This window comes from Prosthecodimorpha staleyi, assembly GCF_018729455.1.
In the GTDB taxonomy this organism is placed as follows: Bacteria; Pseudomonadota; Alphaproteobacteria; order Rhizobiales; family Ancalomicrobiaceae; genus Prosthecodimorpha; species Prosthecodimorpha staleyi.
In genome coordinates, this window is record NZ_JAHHZF010000002.1 from 1 (window position 1) to 22706 (window position 22706).

Consider the following 22706-nt stretch of genomic DNA (forward strand, 5'->3'; position numbering starts at 1 on the left):
GCGGGCGCCCCCCCCCGGGCCCGGGCCGGCCGGCTCCCGGCAGCCCCCCCGGTCCACCTTTCCGCGCCGCCGCCGGCGCCACAGCCGGCCCCGCCTCCGGCACCCGTCGCACCGCCGGCGCCGGCCGCGGCCGCTCGCCCCGCGGCACCGGTCCGCCCGGCCCGCCCGCCGGCGCCGACCCCCGCCCCGCTGCCGGCAAGGCCGCGCCCGGCCGCACAACCGCCGGCCGCTCACAATCCCGGGGCCCCCTCGCCGGCTCCCAAGGCGCCGGCCGCGAGGCCGCCCGCCCCGGCATCCCTGCGCCCAGCCCCGACGCTGCAGCCGCCTGCGAACCGCGCGGCATCGGCCCGTCCCCGGTTGGTCGAGCCGACCCCGCGCCCGGCCCCGGCCGAGGCCAAGGCGCCGGTCCCTCCGCCCCCGCCCCCGCCCCCGCTCGCCCGGGCGACTCCGCCCGCCGCGCCGACAGCACCGACCCCGGCGCGCATGTCGATGCGCCAGAGCCGGCCGGTGATCGAGATCGACGAAGAGGCGATCGCCGCCGAGATCATGGCGCCGGATCCGCGGCCCGCCATGGACCTGGACGCCCTCAACGCGGCGGCCTCCGTACCGGTGCCGCCCGCACCGGCGCGGGCGACGTCACCGACCCGGCCGCCGCAGACGACCGCGACCCGCAGGCCGACGGCCCCGACCGGTACGCCGTCGCCCGATGCGGACTTCGAGGAAGAATTGACCCAAAGCCGGATCTCGTGGACCGGACCGGCAAAAAGCGAGAAGCCCGGCCTTCTCGGTGCGATCCGCGGCCGACTGAAGCAGTCTCCGCGCTGACGGTCCGGCGTGACGCCGCAATTTGAGGATGCAATCGGCACGGACCGTCGGCGGGCGACCGCGGCGCGCCGGCCGCGCCGCAACGGCCGAACCCACAACCGGCAACCGGCTTCCAGACACTTCGTTGTGGCCCGGGTCGGGTCGATCGGTTAATGAACTGTCCGTCCCCGGAAGGGGTTTGGATACGGAACCGCAGGGGGCTGAGCGGGCGATGGCGACGGGTAGCGAAGTCTGGGGCATGGCGACGGAGTTTGTCGCAGGACGTGGCTTCGCTCTTACCGGACTGGCCGCGATCGTTCTCATCGCCGGCGCGGCGGCCGCAATCGGCCAGACCGACGGCGCCCGGCGGATCCGCCGCCCGCTGGAGGCCTTGCGCCGCGGCATCGCTCAGATGCCGGACGGCCCCGACCGGCTGGACCGTGCCGAATCGCTGTTTGCGCCGACCGCCTGGGCCGCGGCCTGGAGCCGCTACCGCGCGGCCCTCGAGGTCGAGCCGGATGGCCGGATCGTCAACTATGCCGATCCCTACCGGGTCTTCGCGGCCGGAGCGCCCGGGCTTCCGGCCCGCCGCCAGGGTCTCGCCGAGATCGTTGCCGCGATCGGCCTCGCCATCAGCCTGGCCGGTCTGGCCGTGGCCGGATCGGCGGCGGGCCTCGCCGTCGTGGTGCCGGCCCTCGGCGGTCTTCTCGGCTATGGGGTTCTGACCATCCTGACGCGGCGCGACACGGCCGGCGACGAAGCCGCCGCGGCCGCCCTGGCTGCGGCCGTGCAGGCCCTTTCGACGCATGTTCCGCCGGAAGCGGTCGCGCGGCGCCAGTTGCGTGCGTCCGATGCCTTCGACAGTCAGTTGAAGCGCCTGCGCGACGAGATGGCCGCCGCGATCGGCAGCCAGGTCGAGACCGTTCTGGCCGCCCGCACCGAGCGGCTGCCGGACCTGATCGGCGCCAGCATCGGCCACAGCGTCGGCGCCCGTTTCGAGCCGATCGCGACGGCGTTGGCGGAGACCCGTTCGGCCGTCGCGCTGGCCGGCGTCGAGATGGCAGAACGGGCCGGCGAGAGCTTCGTGGCGATCTGGAAATCGGCGCTCGGCGCCGACATGGCCAGCATGGCCGAGGCGAACCGGGCCTCCGTGGCGGCGCTGAGCGCACAGACCGCGGCGCTTGCGGATGCCGAGCGCCGCTTCGTATCCGCGCTGGAGGGCGCCGCCGGGCGGCTCGACCAGTCCAGCCAGCTCGTGCAGACGCGCCTCGACGGCGGCTCGGAGGCTCTCGCGAGCCGCCTGGCGCCGATCGAGGCCGTGCTGGAGCGTCTGCCGGAAACGGTCGGGATATCGGCCGAACGGGCTCTCGCCAGCATCGCGTCCGGTCTGGAACGGGCCGTCGGCACGATCGATGCGGGCCTACGCAATTCGGCAGCGGCCGTCACCGCGGAACTCGACAACCGGGTGCGGACGCTGGCGACCCTGCTCGAGGCCGCCGCATCGGAACTGGTCAGTTCGGCCAAGTCGGCGGGCGGCGAATTGACCCGGGCCGGCGAGGCGGTCGGTGCCGGTCTGCAGACCGCTCAGCAGAATTTCGTCGGCGGGCTCGACGGGGCCGCGCTGCGGCTCGACCAGGCCGCCGATCAGGTCGGCAACCGCCTCGACCGCGGGGCCGATGCCATCGTGGCGCGCCTGGTCCCGCTCGAAGACGTGCTCGCCCGCCTGCCCGATTCGGTCGGGGCGGCGGCCGAACGGTCGCTTGCCACCATCGACGCCGGCCTCGGCCGCAGCGTCGCGACGATCGAGACCGGCCTGCGCAGCTTCGCCGATGCGGCCGCGGGCGAACTCGACGGACGGGTCCGGACGCTCGCCGGCCTGATCGAAACCGCCGCCTCCGAGATGGTCGGCTCGGCGCGCACCGCCGGCGCGGACCTCCGGCAGGCCGGCAGCGATCTCGGCAGCAGCCTGCAGGGTGCCCAGCGCGACTTCGTCGGCAATATCGAAACCGCGGCCCTGCGCATCGAACTGGCCGCCGAACAGATCGGCAGCCGCCTCGACGGCGGCTCGGAGGCCATCGCCGCACGGCTCGGGCCGCTGGAGGATGTCCTCGCCCGCCTGCCGGATTCGGTCGGCGGCGCGGCGGATCGCGTCTTCGCCACCATCGATGCCGGCCTCGGCCGCAGCATCGCGACGATCGAGACCGGCCTGCGCGGCTTCGCCGACGCGGCCGCGGGCGAACTCGACGGGCGGGTCCGGACCCTCGCCGGACTGCTCGAAGCCGCCGCCTCCGAGATGGTCGGCTCGGCGCGCACGGCCGGCGCCGATCTGCGCCAGGCCGGCAGCGATCTCGGCAACAGCCTGCAGGGCGCCCAGCGCGGCTTCGTCGGCACCGTCGAGACTGCGGCCCTGCGCATCGAACTGGCCGCCGAACAGATCGGCAGCCGCCTCGACGGCGGCTCGGACGCCATCGCCGCACGGCTCGCGCCGCTGGAGGATGTCCTCGCCCGCCTGCCGGATTCGGTCGGCGGCGCGGCGGATCGCGTCTTCGCCACCATCGACGCCGGCCTCGGCCGCAGCGTGGCGGCGATCGAGACCGGCCTGCGCGGCTTCGCCGACGCGGCTGCGGGCGAACTCGACGGGCGGGTCCGGACCCTCGCCGGCCTGATCGAGGCCGCCGCCTCCGAGATGGTCGGCTCCGCGCAGACCGCCGGCGCCGATCTGCGCCAGGCCGGCAGCGAGCTCAATCAGACGCTGAAGACCGCGCAAGGCCATCTCGTCTCGTGGCTCGACGGCGCCTCGGCGCGCCTCGACATGTCGACGACCCGGTTCAGCGACCGTCTCGACAGCGGCGCGGCCTCGATCGCCCAGCGCATCGAACCCCTGGAGCGCCTGCTCGGCAGCCTGCCGGCGACGGTCGAATCCGCCGCGACCCGCTCGCTGGCGACTATCGACCTCGGTCTGGCGCGGACCGTGGAAAGCATGCAGGACGGCCTGCGCGGCTTTGCCGAAACCTCGGCGAACGAACTCGACGGGCGGGTGCGCACGCTTTCCGGACTGCTCGAGACGGCGGCCGGCGAAATCCTCACCTCGGCCCGCAGCGCCGGCGAGGAACTGCGCCGGGCGGGCGACACGCTCACGGCGGGCGCGACCAGCGGCGTCGGCGCCATTGCCGACAGCGCGGCAGCCACCGGACGGACCTTCGCGGCGCAGACCGATGCCGCCGCCGAAACCCTCAACGCCGTCATCGCCGCCATCCGCAACGTGACCGAAGCGGTCAGCCGGACCGAATCCGGTTTCGGCACCGCCATGGACCGGGCCAGCGATCAGCTCAACCGCAGCGCCGGCCAGTTCGGCGCGACCGTGGAAGGCCACGTCCTGCGGCTGGCCGAGAAGCTCGAGGCGGTCGAAAGCACGCTGGCGAGCCTGCCCACCGTGGTCGCCGAGACGACGACCGGGACCCTCGCGACCATTGCCGGCACCGTCGGACGGACGGTCGAGGGCATCGATGCCCATACCCGCCGCGAGATGGAGCGCACGACCGAAGAGCTCGACAAGCGCGTCGCGGCGCTCGCCAAGACGATCGACACCTGCGGCAGCCATCTGCTGGCGACCTCGCGCGAAGCCGGCGGCCACATCACGACGGCGGTGGAAGGGCTCGGCGGCCAGGTCGACCGGCTCGGTTCGCGGCTGGAAATCGCATCGGCCGATCTCGCCCGCCAGCCGGATCGCATGTCCGATGCCTTCGGCCAGATCTGGAAGTCGGCCGTCGCCACCCAGATGGATTCGCTGACCGGCACGCTGCGCGATTCGATCCAGGCCCTCGGCACCATGAACGACACGGTGCGCGAGATCGACCGGACGCTCGGCGTCGGCATCGCCCGCGCGGCGGTCCGCCTCGACGAGGCGGCCGACCGTCTCGACCAGCTGATGGTCAAGCGCAATGCCAGCATCGAAGAACAGCTCGACGCGCTCGACGCCGTGCTGGTGCGCATCCCGGCGGCCGTCTCGGAAGCGACCGGCGAAGCCTCCGACGTGCTGCGGAACCGGTTCGCCGACCTGTCCGACATGCTCGGCAAGATCCCGGCCAGCGTCGAGGCGACCACGATCGGCTCGCTGGAATCCATCCGTCAGGGCCTGGTCGATACCGCCGAGGGCCTGCAGCGCACCAACGATGCGTTCAGCCGCCAGGCCACCGCCGACCTGGAGGCCAAGGTCCTGGGCCTGACCGAGCTGCTGCGCAAGGCCGGCGACGAGATCCAGGATGCCGTACGGCGTTCCGGCGAGACGCTGGTCAAGAGCGGCGACAGCCTGACCGGCGGCATTGCCGCGGGCGTGAAGGTGATCGCCGAGACCGCCGATACCGCAAGCCGGCAGCTTTCGCAGACCATCGGCCAGTTCGGCGGCGAGATCGAGAAGCTGGCCGGCCGGCTCGACGGCGCCTCGGGCGCCATCTCCCACCAGAGCGGCGAGATGGCCAAGGCGGGCGACGCCATCGCGACCACATCGGCGGCCCTGTCGCGCATGGCGACCGCGGTCGAGGCCGCGGCCGATCCGCTCACCGCATCGGTGCACTCGGCCCGCGACGCGCTTTCCTATGTCGCCCGCGGCCTGGCCACCATCACGGCGGCGACCGATCAGGCCAAGGGCGCCACCGATGCGGTCGCCCGCTCGACCGACTCGGCGCGCCAGTTCTTCGATACGCAGAATGCCCGCATCGGCGAACTCGACCGCGTCATCGTCTCCACGCTGACTCAGTTGCGCGAAAGCATGAAGCGGCTGTCGACCGAGATCACGACCGAGATCCGCATCATCGCCAATATCAACCGCGAGGAGGTTCAGGGCTTCCTCAGCGAGATGGACCAGAAGCTGCGTCACTACGACCGGCGCTGATCCCGACGGCGACCGAGGAAATAACCATGGCCGGACCGCGCTTCGACAAGGACTTCGACCCGCGCTACGGCGAGCCCGTCCGCGTCTCGCCGCTGGTCCGGCGGATCACGGCGCGCAATCCCGGCCCGTTCACCTTCGCCGGCACCAACAGCTGGCTGGTCGGCGAACGCGCGCTGGCGGTGATCGATCCTGGCCCGGACGACCCCGACCACATCGCGCTCCTGATGGCCGCGATCGGCCGTGCCGACGTGGCCGCGATCGTCATCACCCACACCCATCGCGACCATTCGCCGGCCGCCGCAGCCATCGCCGCCGCGACCGGCGCGCCGATCCTGGCGGAGGGGCCGCACCGCCCCTCCCGGCCGCTGGCGCTCGGCGAAGTCAATCCGCTCGACGCCTCGGGCGACCACGATTTCCGCTTCGATCGGCGCGTCGGCGACGGCGACCGGATCGAAGGCGACGGCTGGACCCTCGAGGCGATCGCGACGCCCGGCCACTGCGCCAATCATCTGGCCTTCGCGCTGCCGGAAGAGGATGCCGTGTTCTCCGGCGACCACGTCATGGCCTGGTCGACCTCGATCGTCGCCCCTCCGGACGGCGCCATGTCGGACTACATGGCCTCGCTCGATCGCATGATGGCGCGGTCGGACGGCCTCTACTGGCCCGGCCATGGCGGTCCGGTGCGCGAGCCGGGGACCTTCCTGGCCGACCTCAAGGCCCACCGCCTCGGCCGCGAGAAGGCCGTGCTCGATCGGGTGACGGCCGGCGATGGGACCATCCCGGCCATGGTGCGGGTGATCTATGCCGAGGTCGACCCGCGTCTGCATGGCGCGGCCGGCCTGTCGGTCCTGGCGCATCTCGAAGATCTGGTCGCCCGGGGGGTGATCGCCTCGGACGGACCGCCCGCCATCGACGGCCGCTACCGGCTGGCCTGACGTTGCCGGCCGGCGCCGATCGGGACGGCTGCCGGACCCGACGACCGGCCCGGGACCGGGCCCCTTCGGCCTATTGTCCGTAGGCCTCGACCACGGCGGCATCGAGCTCGGTGAAGAAATCGCGGATGCGGCGGGCATTGGCGCCGAGATCGTGATCGCCCCAGCGCGACGAGGAGCGCAGGTCGATGCGCGAGCCGGACGGATCCGAATAGATGCGCACCACCACGTCGTCCTCGAAGCCGAACAGGAGGGTGCGCGCGACGGCTTCGATCCGGGCCCGGTCGGTCTCGTCCTTGGGCGCGAGATCCTCGCTGATTCGCCAGCCGAGCCGCTCGACCACCTTGCGCGCGGCGAGATAGAGCTGGTCCGAGCCGATCGTGAAGCGGCGCGTGACGATGTCCGGATAGGCCGCCCGCTGGCGCGCGAGCGTCTCGGTATCCGGAGGGCGCGCGGTGTTGAACCGGCCGACGCGCACGAAGGCGGCGTTGCGGTAGAGTGGCGGGTCGGCGATGTCGGTGCTGATGTCGGTGAAGCGCGGATAGGTGTAGACGCCCCAGAGCCCGAATCCGGCCGGAGCCATGGCGATCAACCCGTAGATCAGGCCGCGCACCGCGCTGCCGCCGCCGAGATGGCCACGCTCCCAGACGACCGCGATCCCGACGACCGACAGGAGGATGCCGAGCAGGCCGAACCCGACCGAGACCGCCACCAGCGCGAAGGCATGCTCGGTGCTCATCCCGTAGAAGCGATGGCCGAGAATGGTCAGGACGAGCACCGGCAGCGACAGGGCGCCGAAGCGGCGGCCCCATTCGGCGGCCTCAGACCTGCGCTGGATCGGGCGATAGAGCATGGCGGTCCCGTCGGCTTGCTGCCGTCAGGCCGAATAGCATGCCGGTCGCGCGCGGGCGAGCCTTCTGGTGCCGCGACGCGCCGTCATCATCGGCAGATCGCCTTCAGGGCCGCCCAGTCGGCCGCGGCGAGGATCGGCCCGGCCGCGGCGGTGCCGCCGCCGGCCGCGCGCAGCCGGTTCGTGCGCTCCGCCGTGACCGGATGGGTCGAGAGCCAGGAGAGAAAGCCGTCGAGTTCCGGCCCGTCCTTGCCGATCGCATCCAGGGCGGAGCCGAGGGCGGCCGGGTCGCGACCGATTCGGGTCATCAGCTCGATCGCGAAGGCGTCCGCCATGCTTTCCGTCTCGCGCGAATAGCTGGCATCGATCAGCGTCCGGCCGACCAGCACCGCGACGCTCGATCCGGTGAAGTCGCCGATGACCAGACCGAAGACGATCGACAGACCGGCGCTCTTCAGGAGGCCGCGCATGCCGTCGCGATGGACGACATGGCCGAGTTCGTGGGCGAAGACGCCGGCCAGTTCCTCCGGCCGCGCCACCTTCTCGATCAGACCGCGCGTCAGGATGACCGATCCGCCCGGCAGCGCGAAGGCGTTGGGCATGCGGATGTCGACCACCTCGATGGTGACCGGGAGGGGCGCGCCGGCGGCCGCGACCAGCGGGTCGGTCAGCCGCGCCAGCGCGACGACGCCGTCCTGCGCGCGGCACAGCTTCGGCGTCTTGCCGCCCGACAGCGTGCCCAGGATCTGCGGCTTGGCGGCCTCGCCGAGTTTCAGTTCGGCCGAGACCGGGATCAGGGGCGTCAGCCGATCGGCGAGCAGCGGAATGCCGAAGACGACCAGGGCGGCGATCGAGGCGACCGCCGCCAGCATCCAGCCGCCGACCCTCACGATCCCGCGCCAGTCGCTGCCGACGGCCGGGGTCGCCCGCAACGCGGCGGTCAATGCCTGGACCGTGCCCGGGTCGGTCACGTCGAGCCGCGCATCCTCGCCGTCGCACGCGATCCGGATGCGGCCGGCCCCGGCATCGGCCCGGCGCAGGCTCGCCACCGGCCATGCTGCCAGTTCGGCGCCGGCCATGTCGGCGATGCCCAGCCGGGCCAAGTCGAGCGCGAAGGCGACCGGAACCGGCCGGCTGCTGCGGCCGTCATAGAATGTGCCGTGGCCTTCGATGCGCATCAGAGGGCTCCCACATCGTAGCCGCCCGCATAGTCGTCGCCGGTCGCCGAGGACCGGTCGCGCCGCGCCGCCACCGTATCGAGATGCCCGATACCCTCGACGGTGACCGACCCGACCAGCTTGCCCCAGACCGGCGCCGTCAGCATCACGAGCCGCAGCGCCCCGAACAGCCAATAGGCCAGGGCATAGCCGACGATCGTGAGGACGAGGGTCCGCGTGTCGTGGGTGTCGACCCGGCCGTAGCGGTTGCTGAGCAGCGCCGCCATGAGCAACCCGCCGATCGCGCCGCTCAAGCAGACCGTAAACGCGAACGCGATATGGGACTTGTAGACCGCCCAGGCGGTGATGTCGCTGCGGAAGCGGGTCTCGCCGAGCCGAACGCGGCCGATGAAGCGGCGCAATTCGCCGGTCCGGTAGAAGGGCCAGAGCAGGAAGGCGCCGACGCAGGCCCAGAGGATGGTCCAGACCACGCCTTGGAAAGCGTGCACGAGGCTGGGGTCCGGCTGACCACCCATCGACATGAACCTCACTTGGGCGGCCAAGAATTCATAGGGGTGGGTGAGGAAGACATTGGCGATCGCGACGGCGAGCGGGCCAAGCACCGGCAGCAGATAGACCAGGAACCGCGGCAGCATGACAAGACCCGCCGCCGTCGAGGCGAAGCGACGGTCGCCATACCAGCTGTTGTTGATGCGCATCCGCTCCTGGCTTGCCCGCCAGAAGGGCACGGCAAGGCCGAGCGTGACGACCGACAGAATCAGCCAACCGAAGTTCCGCAGCGCATAGACCACCGCCGAGCCGGTCTGGCCGAAGCGGACCCCGCGCCACAGCGTGCGCGACAGCCGGTAGCGGCGCGCCCGGTAGGTGGCGAAGCCCGAGAAGAAGAAGATCGAGACCAGGAAACCGAGACCGGCCCATTGGCCGATCTCATCGTCCGGATAGATTTCCGACAGATAGAAAAGCGCATAGATCGGCGCCAGCAGGGTCAGCATGACCAGGAAGCCGACGAAGATCTCCCTGACGGTGCCGACATATTCGAACGGCGTTCCGCCGAGGCTCGACCGGTGCCAGAGCTGGCGGCGGAGATCGGTCGCATACCAGAAGCGGTAGAGGCCGAGCGTCAGGACCGTGTAGAGCCCGCCCGCGAAGGCGATGCTGGAAATGCCCGGCGTCTCGCCGTCGAAGGCCGCCCGAACGCCCTCTCCGTCCGTCGGCGCGGTGTCGGATGTCGCCGCCTCCGGCATGGCCCCCATCGGGAATGGGGTCGAAAGATCGGTCATCGGAACGCACCTGCAGCGAACGGCCATGGCCGCACCTGCACCATACGACCATGGCGAGTATGATCGCAGCGTGAACGTCCCGTAAAGGAATCGAGACCGGGGACGAGCCCTGCAGCGGCCGCAACCCGGGGCAGCCGGGCCGACTGGCCACCGGACGGGCCGGCGGCACGCCATACTGCATGCCGCCGCGCGATCCTGCCGGACGGGCCACGGGATCAGGCGAGGCCGCTCAGGCGGTCGGCAGGCGATAGTCGCGGAAGCGGTCGCGCAGGGCGGTCTTCTGGATCTTGCCGGTCGCCGTATGGGGGATTTCCGGCACGACCACGACATCGTCCGGCATCCACCACTTGGCGATCTTGCCGGCCATGAAGTCGAGGATCGCCTCGCGGGTCGGCTCGCGATCCTTCTTCGGCACGATGATCAAGAGCGGCCGCTCGTCCCATTTCGGATGGGCGACGCCGATCACCGCCGCCTCGGCCACGTCCGGATGGCCGACCGCAAGGTTTTCGAGGTCGATCGACGAGATCCATTCGCCGCCGGACTTGATCACGTCCTTGGCCCGGTCGGTGATCTGCATGTAGCCGTGGGGGTCGATGGTCGCCACGTCGCCGGTGTCGAACCATTGCTCAGAATCGAAATGCTCCATGCCGACGCCGTGGAAATAGGACGCGGCGACGGCCGGGCCGCGCACCTTGAGCCGTCCGAAGGCCTTGCCGTCATGCGGCAGGGGGCGGTTCTCGTCGTCGGTGATCTTCATCTCCACGCCGAAGGGCGGCACGCCCTGCTTGACCTGCAGGTCGAGCCAGGCTTCGTCGTCGGCCGGGCGGGTCTCGGGTTTCGGGGTGCAGATCGAGCCGAGCGGGCTCATCTCGGTCATGCCCCAGGCGTGACGGACCTCGACGCCGTAGTTCTTCAGGAATTTCTCGGTGATCGCGCGCGGACAGGCCGATCCGCCGATGACCACGCGGCGCAGGGTGCCGAGCTTGGAGCCGGTCCCCTCGAGATGCTGCAGCAGCATCAGCCAGACGGTCGGCACCGCCGCCGAGAAGGTCACGCCGAAACGCTCGGTCAGTTCGTGGATCGAGGCGCCGTCGAGCTTCGGGCCGGGCATGACGAGACCGGCGCCGGTCAGCGGGGCCGTGAAGGCGAGCGACCAGCAATTGGCGTGGAACATCGGCACGACCGGCATGACCACATCGGCTGCGCCGAGGCCCATCATGTCGGGCGTCGCGGCCATCCAGGCATGCAGCACGTTGGAGCGGTGCGAATAGATCACGCCCTTCGGGTTTCCGGTCGTGCCGGAGGTGTAGCACATGCCCGCGGCGGTGTTCTCGTCGAACTCCAGCCAGTGGAAATCGCCGTCGACCTCCGCGATCCAGTCCTCGTAGGCGACCGCATTCGGAATGGTCGTCGCCGGCATATGGGCCGCGTCGGTCAGCACGACGACCTTCTCGATCGCCGGCATGCGCGCGATCAAGGCCTCGACCAGGGGCACGAAGGTCAGGTCGACGAACAGGACCCGGTCCTCGGCGTCGTTGACGATCCAGACGATCTGGTCGGGGAAGAGCCGCGGATTGACCGTGTGATAGACCGCGCCGATACCGAGCAGGCCGTACCAGACCTCCAGATGCCGCCAGGTGTTCCAGGCCAGCGTGGCGCAGCGGTCGCCGAGACCGATTCCGTCGCGGACGAGGCGCTGCGCCACCTTCAGGGCGCGACCGCGCAGTTCGCCGTAGTTGGTCTCATGGATCGGGCCCTCGCAGGATCGGCTGACGATCTTGCGGTGGGGGTGCTGAGTCGCCGCATGGTCGATGACCTTGCTGCACAGCAGCGGCCAGTGCTGCATCGTTCCCAACATGTCGTTCCTCCGGGCGGGACTGACGCCCGCGTTGCCCGGGAGAATCGCGAACCGCCAAGCCCCTGTCCAGAGGGTATCGGGCGTGCAGCGGGTCCGTACGCATCCGACCCCGGACATTCTGACTTTGACGTCATTTTGAATTAACCAGCCGGCAACGAGCCTGACGGCCGGCCCTCAGGTTTCGAGCCGCGTTAACCTTTGAGGCGCTAGGGTCCGTCCATCCAAGCCCCTTGAGGAGGTGCAACGATGTCTCGGTTCAAGAGTTTTTTGCGTGATGAATCAGGCGCTACGGCGATCGAGTACGGTTTGATCGCCTCGCTGATCGCGATCGCGATCATCGCGGGCGCGACGGCGCTCGGCACGACGCTTAACACTTCGTTCAACTTCATCAAAAGCAAGATCAAGACGGCCTGAACCCTCAGGAGACCGGCCCCGCCCGGCGGACCGGCTTCGTCTCGAAATGGGACACGGGCCTCAGGGCCCGCCCGCCCCTCGGCGCCGTTCCGGTCCAAGGATCCCGGCCTGCGCCAAGAGCGCCCGGCTGCAGCCCTCTCTTCCGGCAGATGAAAGTCTGTCCCATCAAGGCTTTACGGCCCGCACCGAACTGATGCGGCGCTGGCACCGGCCTTGCTAGCCGCGACCCGATGGGATTTCGGGTTGCAGGCATGTTGACTTCAATCACACGGCATTTCCGGCCGCTCGCGGCCGACCGGACCGCGGGCATCGCGCCGATCTTCGGCGTGGTCGCCTCGGTCGTCCTGGTCTGCGCCGGCTTCGCGGTCGACTACGGCCGGGCGATGGCGGCGCGCGGCGACCTCCAGGGCGCGCTCGACGCCGCCGCACTGGCCGCCGCCAAGGCGCTGTCGACCGGCACGACCGACACGACCGCGCTGACCAAGCTGGCGCGCGACATGTTCGACGCCAATTTCCGCACCGCCCTGACGGCGCCCGTCGCCAGTTCGGATTTCACCCTATCGGCCGACGCCAAGACCAAGACGGTCACGCTCTCGGTCTCGGCGCGCATGCCGACCGCCTTCATGGGCTTGGTCTCGGTCGACCAGCTCGACATCGGCACGCAGTCCTCCTCCGTCGTCGACGGGACGAAGTTCGAGATCGCCATGATGCTCGACGTGACCGGTTCGATGGGCGACAAGCCGAAGGGCGGCTCGGTCGCCAAGCTCACCTCGCTCAAATCCGCCGCGACCGATTTCGTCAACACCATGCTGCCGTCCGGCGGTGGCACCAAGGACATCGTGCGGATCGGGCTGGTGCCCTTCGCGGCCTCGGTCAATGCCGGGGCCTATGCGGGCACGGTCACCGGCGGCAAGAGCGCGGCCTGCGTGACCGAGCGCTATGACGCGGCCGGCGCGATCGATGCCTCGGATGCCAGCGGGGCGGCCTCCCCGGTCGGCACTTCGGCCTCGGCCTCCTGCCCGAGCCTGGCGGTCAGGCCGATGACCAACGACGCGGCGACGCTGCTCTCCGATATCGCCGCCCTGAAGGCGGGCGGCACCACGGCCGGCCATCTCGGCACGATCTGGGCGCGCTATCTGCTGTCGTCGAAATGGAGCGATGTCTGGACCGGCGCCGCCGCCTCGGCCACCGGCACCAAGGGGGTCAAGAAGGTCGCCATCCTGATGACCGACGGGCTCTACAACACCTCCTACAGCCAGAAGGGCAAGCTGACCCAGATCGAGCCGAACGCGGTCTCGACGCAGGCCGCGCTGGCCGCCTGCCAGGCGATGGATAAGGAGACGACCGTCGTCTACACGATCGGCTTCGACCTCTCCGGCGCGTCCGGCACCTGGGCCAAGACGCTGCTGCAGGATTGCGCCTCGACCATCACCGACCAGACCGGCAAGACCCGCAAGGCCTTCTACGACGCGGCCGACGATGCCGCCCTGAAGGCCGCCTACCAGGACATCGCCGCCCAGTTGCTGCGCATCCGCGTCTCGTCCTGACCGGCCTGCCCTGCCGGCTCCGGCCTGCCGACCTCGCCCCCTGCCCGCTCCCCCTGAGCGCTGCGGTATGGCAGGCATGCCGCCGGCCGCAGCGTCAACGGAGACCTGCCGGGACGGGGTCGGATCGGCTATGGTCCCGCCTTCCGCGCCGTGGGACCGCGGGGCAACGGGCGGCCCGGCCGCCACATCAGACGAGAGACCAGAATGACCCAGCTCACCAACATGCAGGTCCGCGATATCGAGGCCCTGGTCCATCCCTATACGCCGCAGCACCGCATCCGCGAGATCGGTCCGCTGGTCGTCGAGAAGGGCCACGGCGTCTGGATCACGGATTCGCAGGGCAAGGAGTATATCGAGGGTCTCTCCGGCCTCTGGTGCGCGGGGCTCGGCTTCTCCGACGAGGAGATGATCGAGGCCGGCATCGAGCAGTTGCGCAAGCTGCCCTACTACCACCTCTTCGGCGCCAAGGGCTACGAGCCGGCGATCGAACTCGCCGAGGCGCTGAAGGAGATCGCGCCGATCCCGATCTCCAAGGTTCTGTTCGCCTCGTCCGGCTCGGAGGCCAACGACACCCAGATCAAGCTCGCCTGGTACTACAACAATGCCCGCGGCAAGCCGGACAAGAAGAAGATCATCAGCCGCGTCAAGGCCTATCACGGCGTCACCGTGATGACCGCCTCGCTGACCGGCCTGCCGAACAACCATATCGACTTCGACCTGCCGGTCGCCCGCGTCGTCCATACCGACTGCCCGCAATATTATCGCTTCGGCCAGGAGGGCGAGACCGAGGCCGAGTTCGTCGCGCGGCTGGCCGCCAGCCTGCAGGCGCTGATCGAGCGCGAGGGGCCGGAGACGATCGCGGCCTTCATCGCCGAGCCGGTCATGGGCGCGGGCGGCGTGATCGTGCCGCCGGACGCCTATTTCGCCGCGATCCAGCCGATCCTGGCCGCGCACGACATCCTGTGCATCTCCGACGAGGTGATCTGCGGCTTCGGCCGGACCGGCAACTGGTTCGGCTGCGAGACCATGGGCTACACGCCGCACACCATCTCGGTCGCCAAGCAGATGACCGCCTCCTATGCGCCGCTCTCCGCGGTGCTGCTGCCGCAGTTCATGATCGACGCGCTCGACAGCCAGTCGGCCAAGATCGGCACCTTCGGCCATGGCTACACCTATGGCGGCCACCCGCTCGGCTGCGCGCTCGGCGTCAAGGCGATCGAGATCTACAAGAAGCGCGACGTGGTCGGCCGGGTCCGCGCGATGGCGCCGCTGTTTGCCGAGCGCATCCGGCGCCTGGAAGACCATCCGCTCGTCGGCAACGGCCGCTCCAAGGGCCTGATCGGCGGCATCGAACTGGTCGCCGACAAGGCGACCAAGAAGCCGTTCGACCCGAAGCTCGGCGTCGGCGCGCAGGTCAACACCTTCCTGCAGAACCGCGGCGCCATCCTGCGCGCCATGGGCGACACGCTCGGCCTGTGCCCGCCGATGATCATCTCCGAGGCCGAACTCAACGAACTGTTCGACCGCCTCGAAGGCGCCCTCAACGACGGCGAGGACTGGGTCCGCCGCCAGGGCCTGCGCGGCTGAGACTTTCCGGCTCACGGCGGCACGGTGCGTGCCGCCGGATTCGGACATGAAGGTCCGGGCGGTTTCGCCCGGATCCCCAACAGACTGCCGCACGGTTCATCTTGCCGGGCGCGGCGTTCCGACCGATCCTCCGATCTGAGACCGATGCGGAGGACCACCATGATCGCCCGAGCCCTCGCCGTCGCAACCCTTCTGGCGTCCGCGCTCGCCGTCTGCGCCCCCGGCGTGGCGGCCGAGGAGGTCGATCTCGAACTGGTGCTGGCCGCCGACGGATCCGGCTCGATCGACGCCGACGAACTCGCCCTGCAGCGCAAGGGCTATGCGGATGCGCTGACTTCGCCGGAGGTGCAGCGGGCGATCCGCTCGGGCCTCATCGGCAAGATCGCGGTCGCCTATATCGAATGGGGCGGGCCGGCCTCCCAGCATGTCATCGTCGACTGGCAGGTGATCGGCGATCCGGCCGCCGCCGCAGATTTCGCCGGCAAGCTCGTGACGCGCCCGCGCGCCGCTTTCGGCTACAATTCGATCTCCAACGCGATCGACTTCTCGGTCCGGATGATCGAGACCAACGCGATCGAGGGCCGCCAGAAGGTGGTCGACGTCTCCGCCGACGGCCCCAATATCGGCGGCCGCGACATCCGGGCGGCGCGCGACGACGCGGTCGCCCAGGGCGTGACCATCAACGGCCTGGTCATCGCGCGGCCGGGCGGCCAAGTCCGCCGCGTCGCCGGCGAGCCCCTGACCGAGCATTTCCGCCGCGACGTGATCGGCGGCCCCGGCGCCTTCATCGTCACGGTCGACGAGACGACCAGCTTCCCCGAAGCCGTCCGCCGCAAGCTGGTGATGGAGATCGCCGACGGCCTGGAACGCGGCCGCACACGCTTCGCAACGGCCGATTAGGCGTCAGCTCAGGAAACGGAAGAACAGCGACTCGAGGCCCTTGCCGAAATCCTTGTCGCGCTCCTCCGGTTTCGGGGCGTCGCGGCGGGCCTGGATATAGGGTTTGAAGGTGCGGTAGAGCCGCTTCACGTCGATCGAAATCGAGCGCCGGATCACATCCTCGTCGCAGGCCTGCACGGTCAGGCAGCGGTCGAAGGGCTCGAAGCTGTCGACCAGTTGGTCGATCGGAGCGGCGAGATTGTGGTCGCGGATGAAGGCGAGCAGGAGTTCGTCGCGGCTGGCGATCAGCGCCTCGCGCTCGCTCTCCACCGTGGCGGCCATGATCTTGCGCTGCTGGTCCTGGATCATGTCCCACCAGGGCTTCAGATCGTCGCTGAGCTTGACATAGGCGCGCTGCGCCTCGCCGTCCGAGAAGCGATCGACCAGCTTCAGCGCGACCGAGACGCGCTGCGCATTGGTGGCCTGCGGCAGTTCGACGAAGCGTTCCCAGATCGCGACGCCCCAGCCGGCCAGAGCGAAGACGCCGATGCCGAAGACCGTCGCCGGATGCAGCTTGACCGCCCGGCGGCGCGGGGCCGCCGGGGCAGTGCTGCGGATATCGGTCGGCCCCAGCGTCATGGTCGGTTCAGCGTCCCGGCTTGGCGGGCTTGGAGCAGCACGGGCCGCCGCAGCAGACATCACCCCATGGCGGCCGTCCGCCGCCCGGGCGCGGCTGGGCGGAGACGAGAGAGGTTGCGACCATGATCAGCGCCATCGCGACTAGAAGGGTTCTTTTCATCTTCGTCGAAGTCCCTGGTGGGGATTAGCGGGACGGCAAACCGTCCCCCATCACACTTGCCGGAACCTTAGCGCATCGAACATGAACGCTGCCAGAATGATCGGCCGACCCGGCGAAACCATGGCGGGCGATAGCCCTCGGCACCGGGCAAATCCATCGCAATGCCTTGCCGCCCCTACGGCAGGCCGCACCTTTGGCCGAGACCCGGCGGGGGGCGACGCAAAGGCGTCCGGGGCGCTCAGCGCGCCCGGCGCGCGCGCAGGAAACCCTCGAGTTCGGCATCGCCGCCGTCCGGCAGAACGATTCGCGGCGTCACGTAGAGATCGCCCCGCTCGCCGCCCTTCTTCGGCAGGCCGCGCCCCTTCAGGCGCATCGCCTTGCCGCCGCTGGTGCGCGGCGGGATGGTCAGGTCGACCGGCGCCTCCAGGGTCTGCACCCGCACGCGCCCGCCAAGGACCGCATCCTCAAGCGAGACCGGCAGGTCGGTGCGCAGGTCGAAGCCCTCGACGCGGAACTGCGGATGTTTCTGGAAGGTGACCGTCAGCATGGCGTCGCCGGCCGGTCCGCCCAGGCCGCTCGTCTGGCCCTGTCCTTTGAGACGCATCCGGTAGCCGTCCGTGACGCCGTCGGGCAGCGACACGTCGAGCGTCTTGCCGGTCGGCAGGGTGACGCGCACCTTCTCGCCGGAAACCAGGTCCTCCAGCGCCACCTCCAGCGTCACCGCCACGTCCTCGCCGCGATACGGCCCGCCGCGATCCCCGTCGAAATCGCCGCCGATTCCGCCGCCGGCCGTGCGCCGGAATCCGCCACCGCCCCCGCGACGGCTCTCGCCGCCCATGGCGCGGCCGAGAATGTCGGTCATGAAGTCGTCGAAGATGCCCTGGCCGCCGCCCCCGCCGCCCGAACGGCGCGAATAGCCCTCGAACCCGCCGCGATTGCCGAAGCCCTCGAAACCGGAGAATTTCGGCTTGCCCTCGGCATCGATCTCGCCCCGGTCGAACTGCGCCCGCTTGGCCTTGTCGCCAAGAATCTCATAGGCGGAATTGACCTCCGCAAAGGAATCCTTGGCGCGCGGGTCGTCCTTGTTCTGGTCGGGATGATGCTTCTTGGCCAGACGCCGGAAGGCCTTCTTGACTTCGTCTTCACTCGCCGAGCGGGATACTCCCAGCACGTCGTACGGATCACGCATCGTCGTCTCGAACCCCCTGAGGCATGGCCCGGTCGGCATGTCCCCTGCCGGCCGGGGGAAGGTCTGCGGTGCCAGCACCGTCCCCGCAAGCCGCCGTTTTGACCTGCAGGACTATACCATGAACGGCTATGTGGGGGCGATGCGCACGGATTGCCAGTTGCGGCGCGTTACATCCGCCCGGAATCCGCCGGTTCCACGCTGGTCAGTTCCCAGCCCGAGGCGCGTCGGCACAACTGACCGCGGTACAGCCTGACGCCGTCGACCGAGGAGACCGTGGTGTTGAAACCCTTGCACGCGCCGCCGGCACGTCCGGAGGCGATCACGTCGGAGATGGTGCCCGAGTTGCCGGTCTCCGCATTGGCCCATTCGATTCGGGCCTTCTCCTTGGTCTTGGCCTTGTCCTTGGCGACCTCCGCCCCGGCGGACGCCTCGGCGCGAGCCACGGAGCGGCGCACGGCCTCCCAGTCGCTCGGCTTCGCGCCGGCATCCGGCGCCTTGGCGGCGGGCCCGGGCGGCACGGGAGCGGCAGTGGTGGCGGCGGCGGTGGGGATCGAACCGGTGAGATCGGCGGACGACGGAGCGGCGCTGCAGGCGCCGAGGGCAAAGGCGGAGCAGATCAGCAATGCCGGGGCGCATTGGCGCGGAGACCCGACCCGGGTATAGAACGCAACACGCCCGGCCAAGAAACCCTCCAAGAACGCGATGACCGAAAACCTCTCCGACAATCCTCCGTCTGAGTTAACGACCGGTGACTTTTCCGCAGCGACGGAACCATTCCGCCTTTTCGGCGAATGGCTTCGCGATGCCGAGGGCAGGGAGCCGAACGATCCCAACGCGATGGCCGTGGCCACCGTGGACGAGACCGGCATGCCCAACGTGCGCATGGTCCTGCTCAAGGGCTTCGACCAGCAGGGCTTCGTCTTCTATACGAATTTCGAGAGCCGGAAGGGCCGCGAGATCCTGGCGAGCCGCAAGGCGGCGCTGCTGTTCCATTGGAAGTCGCTGCGTCGGCAGGTGCGCGTGCGCGGTACGGTCGAGATCGTGTCGGATGCCGAGGCCGACGACTACTATGCCTCGCGCCCGCGGGGCAGTCGGATCGGCGCCTGGGCGTCGCAGCAGTCGCGGCCGCTGGAAAGCCGCTTCGCCCTGGAGAAGGCGGTCGCCGAGTATGGCCTGAAGTTCGGCCTCGGCGACATCCCCCGCCCGCCGCACTGGTCGGGTTTCCGGATCGTGCCGACCGGCTTCGAATTCTGGCACGACCGTCCGTTCCGCCTGCACGACCGCCTGGTGTTCGAGCGCGCCGGCGACGGCTGGACGACCACGCGGCTCTATCCCTGACCCTGCGGGAAGCTCGGGCGGCGGTCGCCGGCGCCTCGGCCAGAGCAGGGACCGTTCAGGGCGACCGCTCCGATCGGAGAACGCTCGCGCAAGCGAAACCCTCTTGGGCGCCATCCGTTCCTTTCAGATCGGATGACGCTCAAAGCCAGCTGCGCCACTTGAATACGGCGTAGGTGACCGCGACGGATACCAGCATCAACCCGAGCGCCATCGGATAGCCCCAGGGCTGGTCGAGTTCGGGCATGGCGTGGAAATTCATGCCGTAGATCGACGCGATCAGCGTCGGCGGCATGAAAACGACGGCCAGGATCGAGAAGATCTTCACGATCGTGTTCTGCTGCAGGCTGACCAGGCCGAGCGTGGCATCGAGCAGGAAGGTGACCTTGTTGTCGAGCGCGACGGCATGTTCGCTCAGCGAGCGAATGTCCTGCGCGATCGTCTTGGTATGGGCCTTCTCGTCCTTCTTGCCGCCGTTGCGCCCGGCCTCCTCGGCAAAGAAGCCGGCGAGCCGGGACAGCGAGACGAGGCTCTCCTGGATCTTCGCGATCAGGTTGCCCTGCTGGCCGATGGAGCGGATGACGCGGCCGTAGTCCTTGTCGCGCTCGCTTCTCTGGCCGATCTCGGCGGTGAAGACCTGGCCGGAAATCTGCTCGACCTCCGCACCGACCCGCTCCAGTACGTCCGCGATGCGATCGATGATCGCATCGAGCAGTCCGAGCAGGATCGAATGCGCATCGTCGACCCCGGCGCCGGGCTTGCCGGCGCGGACCTGGAACTGGGAGAAGGGCCGCGACTCCTCATAGCGCACCGTCGCGATGCGGGAGCCGGCGAGGATGAAGGTGACCTCCGTCGTGCGCGGCTGGCCGGAATCGGCCTGGCACAGGATGGTCGCCGTCATGTAGCTGGCGCCGTCCTCCTGATAGAGGCGGCTGGACGCTTCGATCTCGCGCATGTCCTCGCGAGTCGGAATGGCGACGCCCATGATCCGCTCGACCAGGCGATCCTCCTCGACGGTCGGCTCGACCAGGTCGAACCAGACGGCATCGTCGGGCATTTCGCCGGACTGCGGATCGGCATGGCGAAGAAGGCCGGCACCCCGGCAGGAATAGACGGTCAGCATCGCGCCGGTCTAGACCGGCCGCATCGCATGGTCCAGCGCCAGCCGTCGAAACGGTCGTCGCCAGAAGCCCATGAGCGGCCGGAACCCGACCTCCGGCGCACGCGCCGCCTCATCCCATCTGGTTGCTGTTGAGCTTCTTGCCCTTGACCGGCTTGACGCTGGCCGCCGCGCTGACTGCCGAAATGCCGATCGACTTGTACTGCTTGTCGAGCGTCACGGATTCACGCTTGGGCGGGATTCCCTGGCTGAACTGCGTTTCCTTGCCCTGATTGTCCTTGGCAGACATTTTCATCCTCGGATTTTCGACTTGCAGCACTGTCCCGTGCCGGTTTGGAAAGCCGCGACCCGGCGCGCTTCATTTACGCCGGACAGCAACGCCGCGTGCGAATTCTTACGGCCCAATCAGTTTGGCCCGGAAAATGCGGCAACTCGACGTCACTGTCATGGAGTGTTCATGAAAAACGTGCTCATGAAAAGAGCATCCCGCCTTGAATCTAGCCAACTTATGAACTGAGGCCTGGGGTCTGCGGCGTTATGCCGTCACTGTGGATCGTCAGCAACACGATCTCGGGCGGCGCCATGAACCGGACCGGCAGGCCGGAACAGCCGAGGCCGCCGGAAACGACCAGATGCCGGCCGCCTTCGACGATATGGCCATAGGCGAAGCGCCGGCCATAGGCCGACGGGACGACGACCGCACCGACGAAGGGGACACGCACCTGCCCGCCATGGGTGTGGCCCGACACCGTCAGAGCGACGCGCTCCGGCATCGAGACGAACAGATCGGGCTCGTGCGCCATATGGATCACCGGCGCATCGTCGGTGACGCGGCCGAGCGCCCGGCCGAGATCGTGCTTGCCGATGAAGCCGCGCGGCCCGTGCAGCGCCACCATGCTGTCGGTACCGCTCAGCCAGAAACGATGGCCGTCGCGCTCGATCCGCACCGCATCGTTGACGAGCACGGGAATGCGGCTGCGCTCCAGCGCCGAACGGATCGGCGTCGGGCCGCCCGACCACCACCAGTCGTGATTGCCGAGGATGGCGTAGGTGCCGAGCGGGGCGGCGAGATCGCCGAGGATCGGCGCCCAGACAGACGGCAGCAGGGGCCCGTGGCTGAAGCGCATGGTGCCGACATAGTCGCCGAGCAGCAGCACCAGATCCGGCTTCAGCCGGTTGGTCGCCTCGACGATCTCGGCGATGCGACGGGTCGACATCCACGGGTCGACGGCATGGATGTCGGCGACCAACGCGACCGTCAGCGGCTTGGCGCCGCGCCAGCGCGGCAGGGCGAGATCGTAGCGCGTGACATTGAGCAGAACCTGCGGTTCCAGCCCGAACGCGTAGCCGCCGAGACCGACGAAGGCCATGCCACCGGCCGCCGCCGTCTTCAGAAAAGTCCGTCTCGTCAGCATGATCTCAGATTGGCCCATGACAACGGAAAAACCGTTACCGGCCGATCATGGCGAAAACGGAGCCGTTGCCGTGCGGTGGCATTTCGAACGGCCCGCCGGGCGACGCCGGGCCGGAGGCACCGCCCCGCATCGACCGGACATCGGCGCCCATCCGATCAGGGCGATCGGCACGGAATTCGGACAAGGCACGCTCGGACAGAAGCGGGCGCGGGATCATCCGAGCCCTTCGGATCGGATCATCCCTATCGGGCCAGAGCCCGCATGGTCATGGAATTCGGGCAGAACTCGTCGGCGTGCTGGACCGCCGTACCGGCCGCGAGTTCGTGCTCGCAGCGGCCCTTGGCCAAGCAGCGGCTGCACAGAACCGCCATGTCGGCGAGCACGGCCGGCAGGTCCGTGCGAACCTCCTCCGGATCGAGCCCGCGCGCCAGCATCATCCGCTCCATCAGCTTGGCGGAATCGGCGTGCTGCACGAGGTCGGTCAGGTCGTCGACCGACAGGCCGTAGTCGGCGGCCATCCGGGAGGCCTCGTTCGGATCGAGTTCCATCAGTTCGGCGACGGCGGCGCGACTGGCCTGATAGTCGCGCCAGCGGGTGACGAGGGTTTCGAGCACGTTGACCATCGGAG

Annotated in this window: 19 protein-coding genes; 8 read left to right on the forward strand and 11 right to left on the reverse strand. The window is 69.5% G+C overall.

The window, feature by feature from the left end:
- The first annotated feature begins 483 nt into the window (after positions 1-483).
- The 3 genes from KL771_RS02990 (at position 484) to KL771_RS03000 (ending at position 6630) form a co-directional block, all read left to right on the forward strand.
- Complete coding sequence (locus KL771_RS02990) at positions 484-825, forward strand: hypothetical protein (RefSeq protein ID WP_261967086.1); 342 nt, start codon at positions 484-486, stop codon at positions 823-825.
- 238 nt (positions 826-1063) lie between these two features.
- Complete coding sequence (locus KL771_RS02995; RefSeq protein WP_261967087.1) at positions 1064-5695, forward strand: hypothetical protein; 4632 nt, start codon at positions 1064-1066, stop codon at positions 5693-5695.
- A gap of 26 nt (positions 5696-5721) precedes the next feature.
- Positions 5722-6630: an MBL fold metallo-hydrolase gene (locus KL771_RS03000; protein ID WP_261967088.1), complete on the forward strand. Its 909-nt coding sequence runs from the start codon at positions 5722-5724 to the stop codon at positions 6628-6630.
- A gap of 70 nt (positions 6631-6700) precedes the next feature.
- Here KL771_RS03000 and KL771_RS03005 read toward each other — a convergent pair whose 3' ends face one another.
- The 4 genes from KL771_RS03005 to KL771_RS03020 form a co-directional block, all read right to left on the reverse strand.
- Positions 6701-7480 (reverse strand): DUF1499 domain-containing protein, encoded by a 780-nt coding sequence (locus KL771_RS03005; protein WP_261967089.1) that lies wholly within the window; start codon positions 7478-7480, stop codon positions 6701-6703.
- 86 nt (positions 7481-7566) lie between these two features.
- Complete coding sequence (locus KL771_RS03010; protein ID WP_261967090.1) at positions 7567-8655, reverse strand: M48 family metallopeptidase; 1089 nt, start codon at positions 8653-8655, stop codon at positions 7567-7569.
- Positions 8655-9935: a YjgN family protein gene (locus tag KL771_RS03015; RefSeq protein ID WP_261967091.1), complete on the reverse strand. Its 1281-nt coding sequence runs from the start codon at positions 9933-9935 to the stop codon at positions 8655-8657. Before KL771_RS03015 ends, KL771_RS03010 begins: the two co-directional genes overlap by 1 nt.
- Before the next feature lie 229 nt (positions 9936-10164).
- Entirely contained in the window at positions 10165-11793 is a 1629-nt protein-coding gene (locus tag KL771_RS03020; protein ID WP_261967092.1) for a long-chain-fatty-acid--CoA ligase, read from the reverse strand.
- A 246-nt stretch (positions 11794-12039) separates the two neighbouring features.
- On the opposite strand from KL771_RS03020, the gene KL771_RS03025 reads away from it, so the two are divergent.
- The 4 genes from KL771_RS03025 to KL771_RS03040 all read left to right on the forward strand — a co-directional run bounded on the left by KL771_RS03025 (position 12040) and on the right by KL771_RS03040 (position 16241).
- Positions 12040-12207: a Flp family type IVb pilin gene (locus KL771_RS03025; RefSeq protein ID WP_261967093.1), complete on the forward strand. Its 168-nt coding sequence runs from the start codon at positions 12040-12042 to the stop codon at positions 12205-12207.
- A gap of 251 nt (positions 12208-12458) precedes the next feature.
- Positions 12459-13754 (forward strand): pilus assembly protein TadG-related protein, encoded by a 1296-nt coding sequence (locus KL771_RS03030; protein ID WP_261967094.1) that lies wholly within the window; start codon positions 12459-12461, stop codon positions 13752-13754.
- Between the two features lie 204 nt (positions 13755-13958).
- Positions 13959-15341: an aminotransferase gene (locus KL771_RS03035; RefSeq protein WP_261967095.1), complete on the forward strand. Its 1383-nt coding sequence runs from the start codon at positions 13959-13961 to the stop codon at positions 15339-15341.
- Positions 15342-15500: 159 nt separating this feature from the next.
- Entirely contained in the window at positions 15501-16241 is a 741-nt protein-coding gene (locus KL771_RS03040; RefSeq protein WP_261967096.1) for a DUF1194 domain-containing protein, read from the forward strand.
- A gap of 3 nt (positions 16242-16244) precedes the next feature.
- Here KL771_RS03040 and KL771_RS03045 read toward each other — a convergent pair whose 3' ends face one another.
- The 3 genes from KL771_RS03045 to KL771_RS03055 all read right to left on the reverse strand — a co-directional run bounded on the left by KL771_RS03045 (position 16245) and on the right by KL771_RS03055 (position 18891).
- Positions 16245-16859: a hypothetical protein gene (locus KL771_RS03045; RefSeq protein ID WP_261967097.1), complete on the reverse strand. Its 615-nt coding sequence runs from the start codon at positions 16857-16859 to the stop codon at positions 16245-16247.
- Positions 16860-17257: 398 nt separating this feature from the next.
- A complete protein-coding gene (locus KL771_RS03050) occupies positions 17258-18208 on the reverse strand; it encodes a DnaJ C-terminal domain-containing protein (RefSeq protein WP_261967098.1) in 951 nt (316 codons plus the stop codon).
- A 167-nt stretch (positions 18209-18375) separates the two neighbouring features.
- Positions 18376-18891 (reverse strand): RT0821/Lpp0805 family surface protein, encoded by a 516-nt coding sequence (locus tag KL771_RS03055; RefSeq protein ID WP_261967099.1) that lies wholly within the window; start codon positions 18889-18891, stop codon positions 18376-18378.
- Between the two features lie 19 nt (positions 18892-18910).
- Between KL771_RS03055 and pdxH the strand changes: the two genes are divergently transcribed.
- The gene (pdxH, locus tag KL771_RS03060) at positions 18911-19546 is read left to right on the forward strand and encodes a pyridoxamine 5'-phosphate oxidase (RefSeq protein ID WP_261967100.1); all 636 of its coding nucleotides are present in this window, start codon (positions 18911-18913) and stop codon (positions 19544-19546) included.
- 139 nt (positions 19547-19685) lie between these two features.
- On the opposite strand, the gene KL771_RS03065 is transcribed toward pdxH, so the two are convergent.
- The 4 genes from KL771_RS03065 to KL771_RS03080 all read right to left on the reverse strand — a co-directional run bounded on the left by KL771_RS03065 (position 19686) and on the right by KL771_RS03080 (position 22701).
- Positions 19686-20666 (reverse strand): magnesium transporter CorA family protein, encoded by a 981-nt coding sequence (locus tag KL771_RS03065; protein WP_261967101.1) that lies wholly within the window; start codon positions 20664-20666, stop codon positions 19686-19688.
- Between the two features lie 109 nt (positions 20667-20775).
- A complete protein-coding gene (locus tag KL771_RS03070) occupies positions 20776-20952 on the reverse strand; it encodes a hypothetical protein (protein ID WP_261967102.1) in 177 nt (58 codons plus the stop codon).
- A gap of 217 nt (positions 20953-21169) precedes the next feature.
- The gene (locus KL771_RS03075) at positions 21170-22078 is read right to left on the reverse strand and encodes a metallophosphoesterase (protein ID WP_261967103.1); all 909 of its coding nucleotides are present in this window, start codon (positions 22076-22078) and stop codon (positions 21170-21172) included.
- A gap of 242 nt (positions 22079-22320) precedes the next feature.
- A complete protein-coding gene (locus KL771_RS03080) occupies positions 22321-22701 on the reverse strand; it encodes a DUF6455 family protein (RefSeq protein ID WP_261967104.1) in 381 nt (126 codons plus the stop codon).
- Between the last annotated feature and the right edge of the window lie 5 nt (positions 22702-22706).

Coding starts and splice junctions, on each gene's coding strand:
- KL771_RS02990 (WP_261967086.1), top strand. CDS start 484: ATGTCGATGCGCCAGAGCCGGCCGGTGATCGAGATCGACGAAGAGGCG.
- KL771_RS02995 (WP_261967087.1), top strand. CDS start 1,064: ATGGCGACGGAGTTTGTCGCAGGACGTGGCTTCGCTCTTACCGGACTG.
- KL771_RS03000 (WP_261967088.1), top strand. CDS start 5,722: ATGGCCGGACCGCGCTTCGACAAGGACTTCGACCCGCGCTACGGCGAG.
- KL771_RS03005 (WP_261967089.1), bottom strand. CDS start 7,480: ATGCTCTATCGCCCGATCCAGCGCAGGTCTGAGGCCGCCGAATGGGGC.
- KL771_RS03010 (WP_261967090.1), bottom strand. CDS start 8,655: ATGCGCATCGAAGGCCACGGCACATTCTATGACGGCCGCAGCAGCCGG.
- KL771_RS03015 (WP_261967091.1), bottom strand. CDS start 9,935: ATGACCGATCTTTCGACCCCATTCCCGATGGGGGCCATGCCGGAGGCG.
- KL771_RS03020 (WP_261967092.1), bottom strand. CDS start 11,793: ATGTTGGGAACGATGCAGCACTGGCCGCTGCTGTGCAGCAAGGTCATC.
- KL771_RS03025 (WP_261967093.1), top strand. CDS start 12,040: ATGTCTCGGTTCAAGAGTTTTTTGCGTGATGAATCAGGCGCTACGGCG.
- KL771_RS03030 (WP_261967094.1), top strand. CDS start 12,459: ATGTTGACTTCAATCACACGGCATTTCCGGCCGCTCGCGGCCGACCGG.
- KL771_RS03035 (WP_261967095.1), top strand. CDS start 13,959: ATGACCCAGCTCACCAACATGCAGGTCCGCGATATCGAGGCCCTGGTC.
- KL771_RS03040 (WP_261967096.1), top strand. CDS start 15,501: ATGATCGCCCGAGCCCTCGCCGTCGCAACCCTTCTGGCGTCCGCGCTC.
- KL771_RS03045 (WP_261967097.1), bottom strand. CDS start 16,859: ATGACGCTGGGGCCGACCGATATCCGCAGCACTGCCCCGGCGGCCCCG.
- KL771_RS03050 (WP_261967098.1), bottom strand. CDS start 18,208: ATGCGTGATCCGTACGACGTGCTGGGAGTATCCCGCTCGGCGAGTGAA.
- pdxH (WP_261967100.1), top strand. CDS start 18,911: ATGACCGAAAACCTCTCCGACAATCCTCCGTCTGAGTTAACGACCGGT.
- KL771_RS03065 (WP_261967101.1), bottom strand. CDS start 20,666: ATGCTGACCGTCTATTCCTGCCGGGGTGCCGGCCTTCTTCGCCATGCC.
- KL771_RS03070 (WP_261967102.1), bottom strand. CDS start 20,952: ATGTCTGCCAAGGACAATCAGGGCAAGGAAACGCAGTTCAGCCAGGGA.
- KL771_RS03075 (WP_261967103.1), bottom strand. CDS start 22,078: ATGCTGACGAGACGGACTTTTCTGAAGACGGCGGCGGCCGGTGGCATG.
- KL771_RS03080 (WP_261967104.1), bottom strand. CDS start 22,701: ATGGTCAACGTGCTCGAAACCCTCGTCACCCGCTGGCGCGACTATCAG.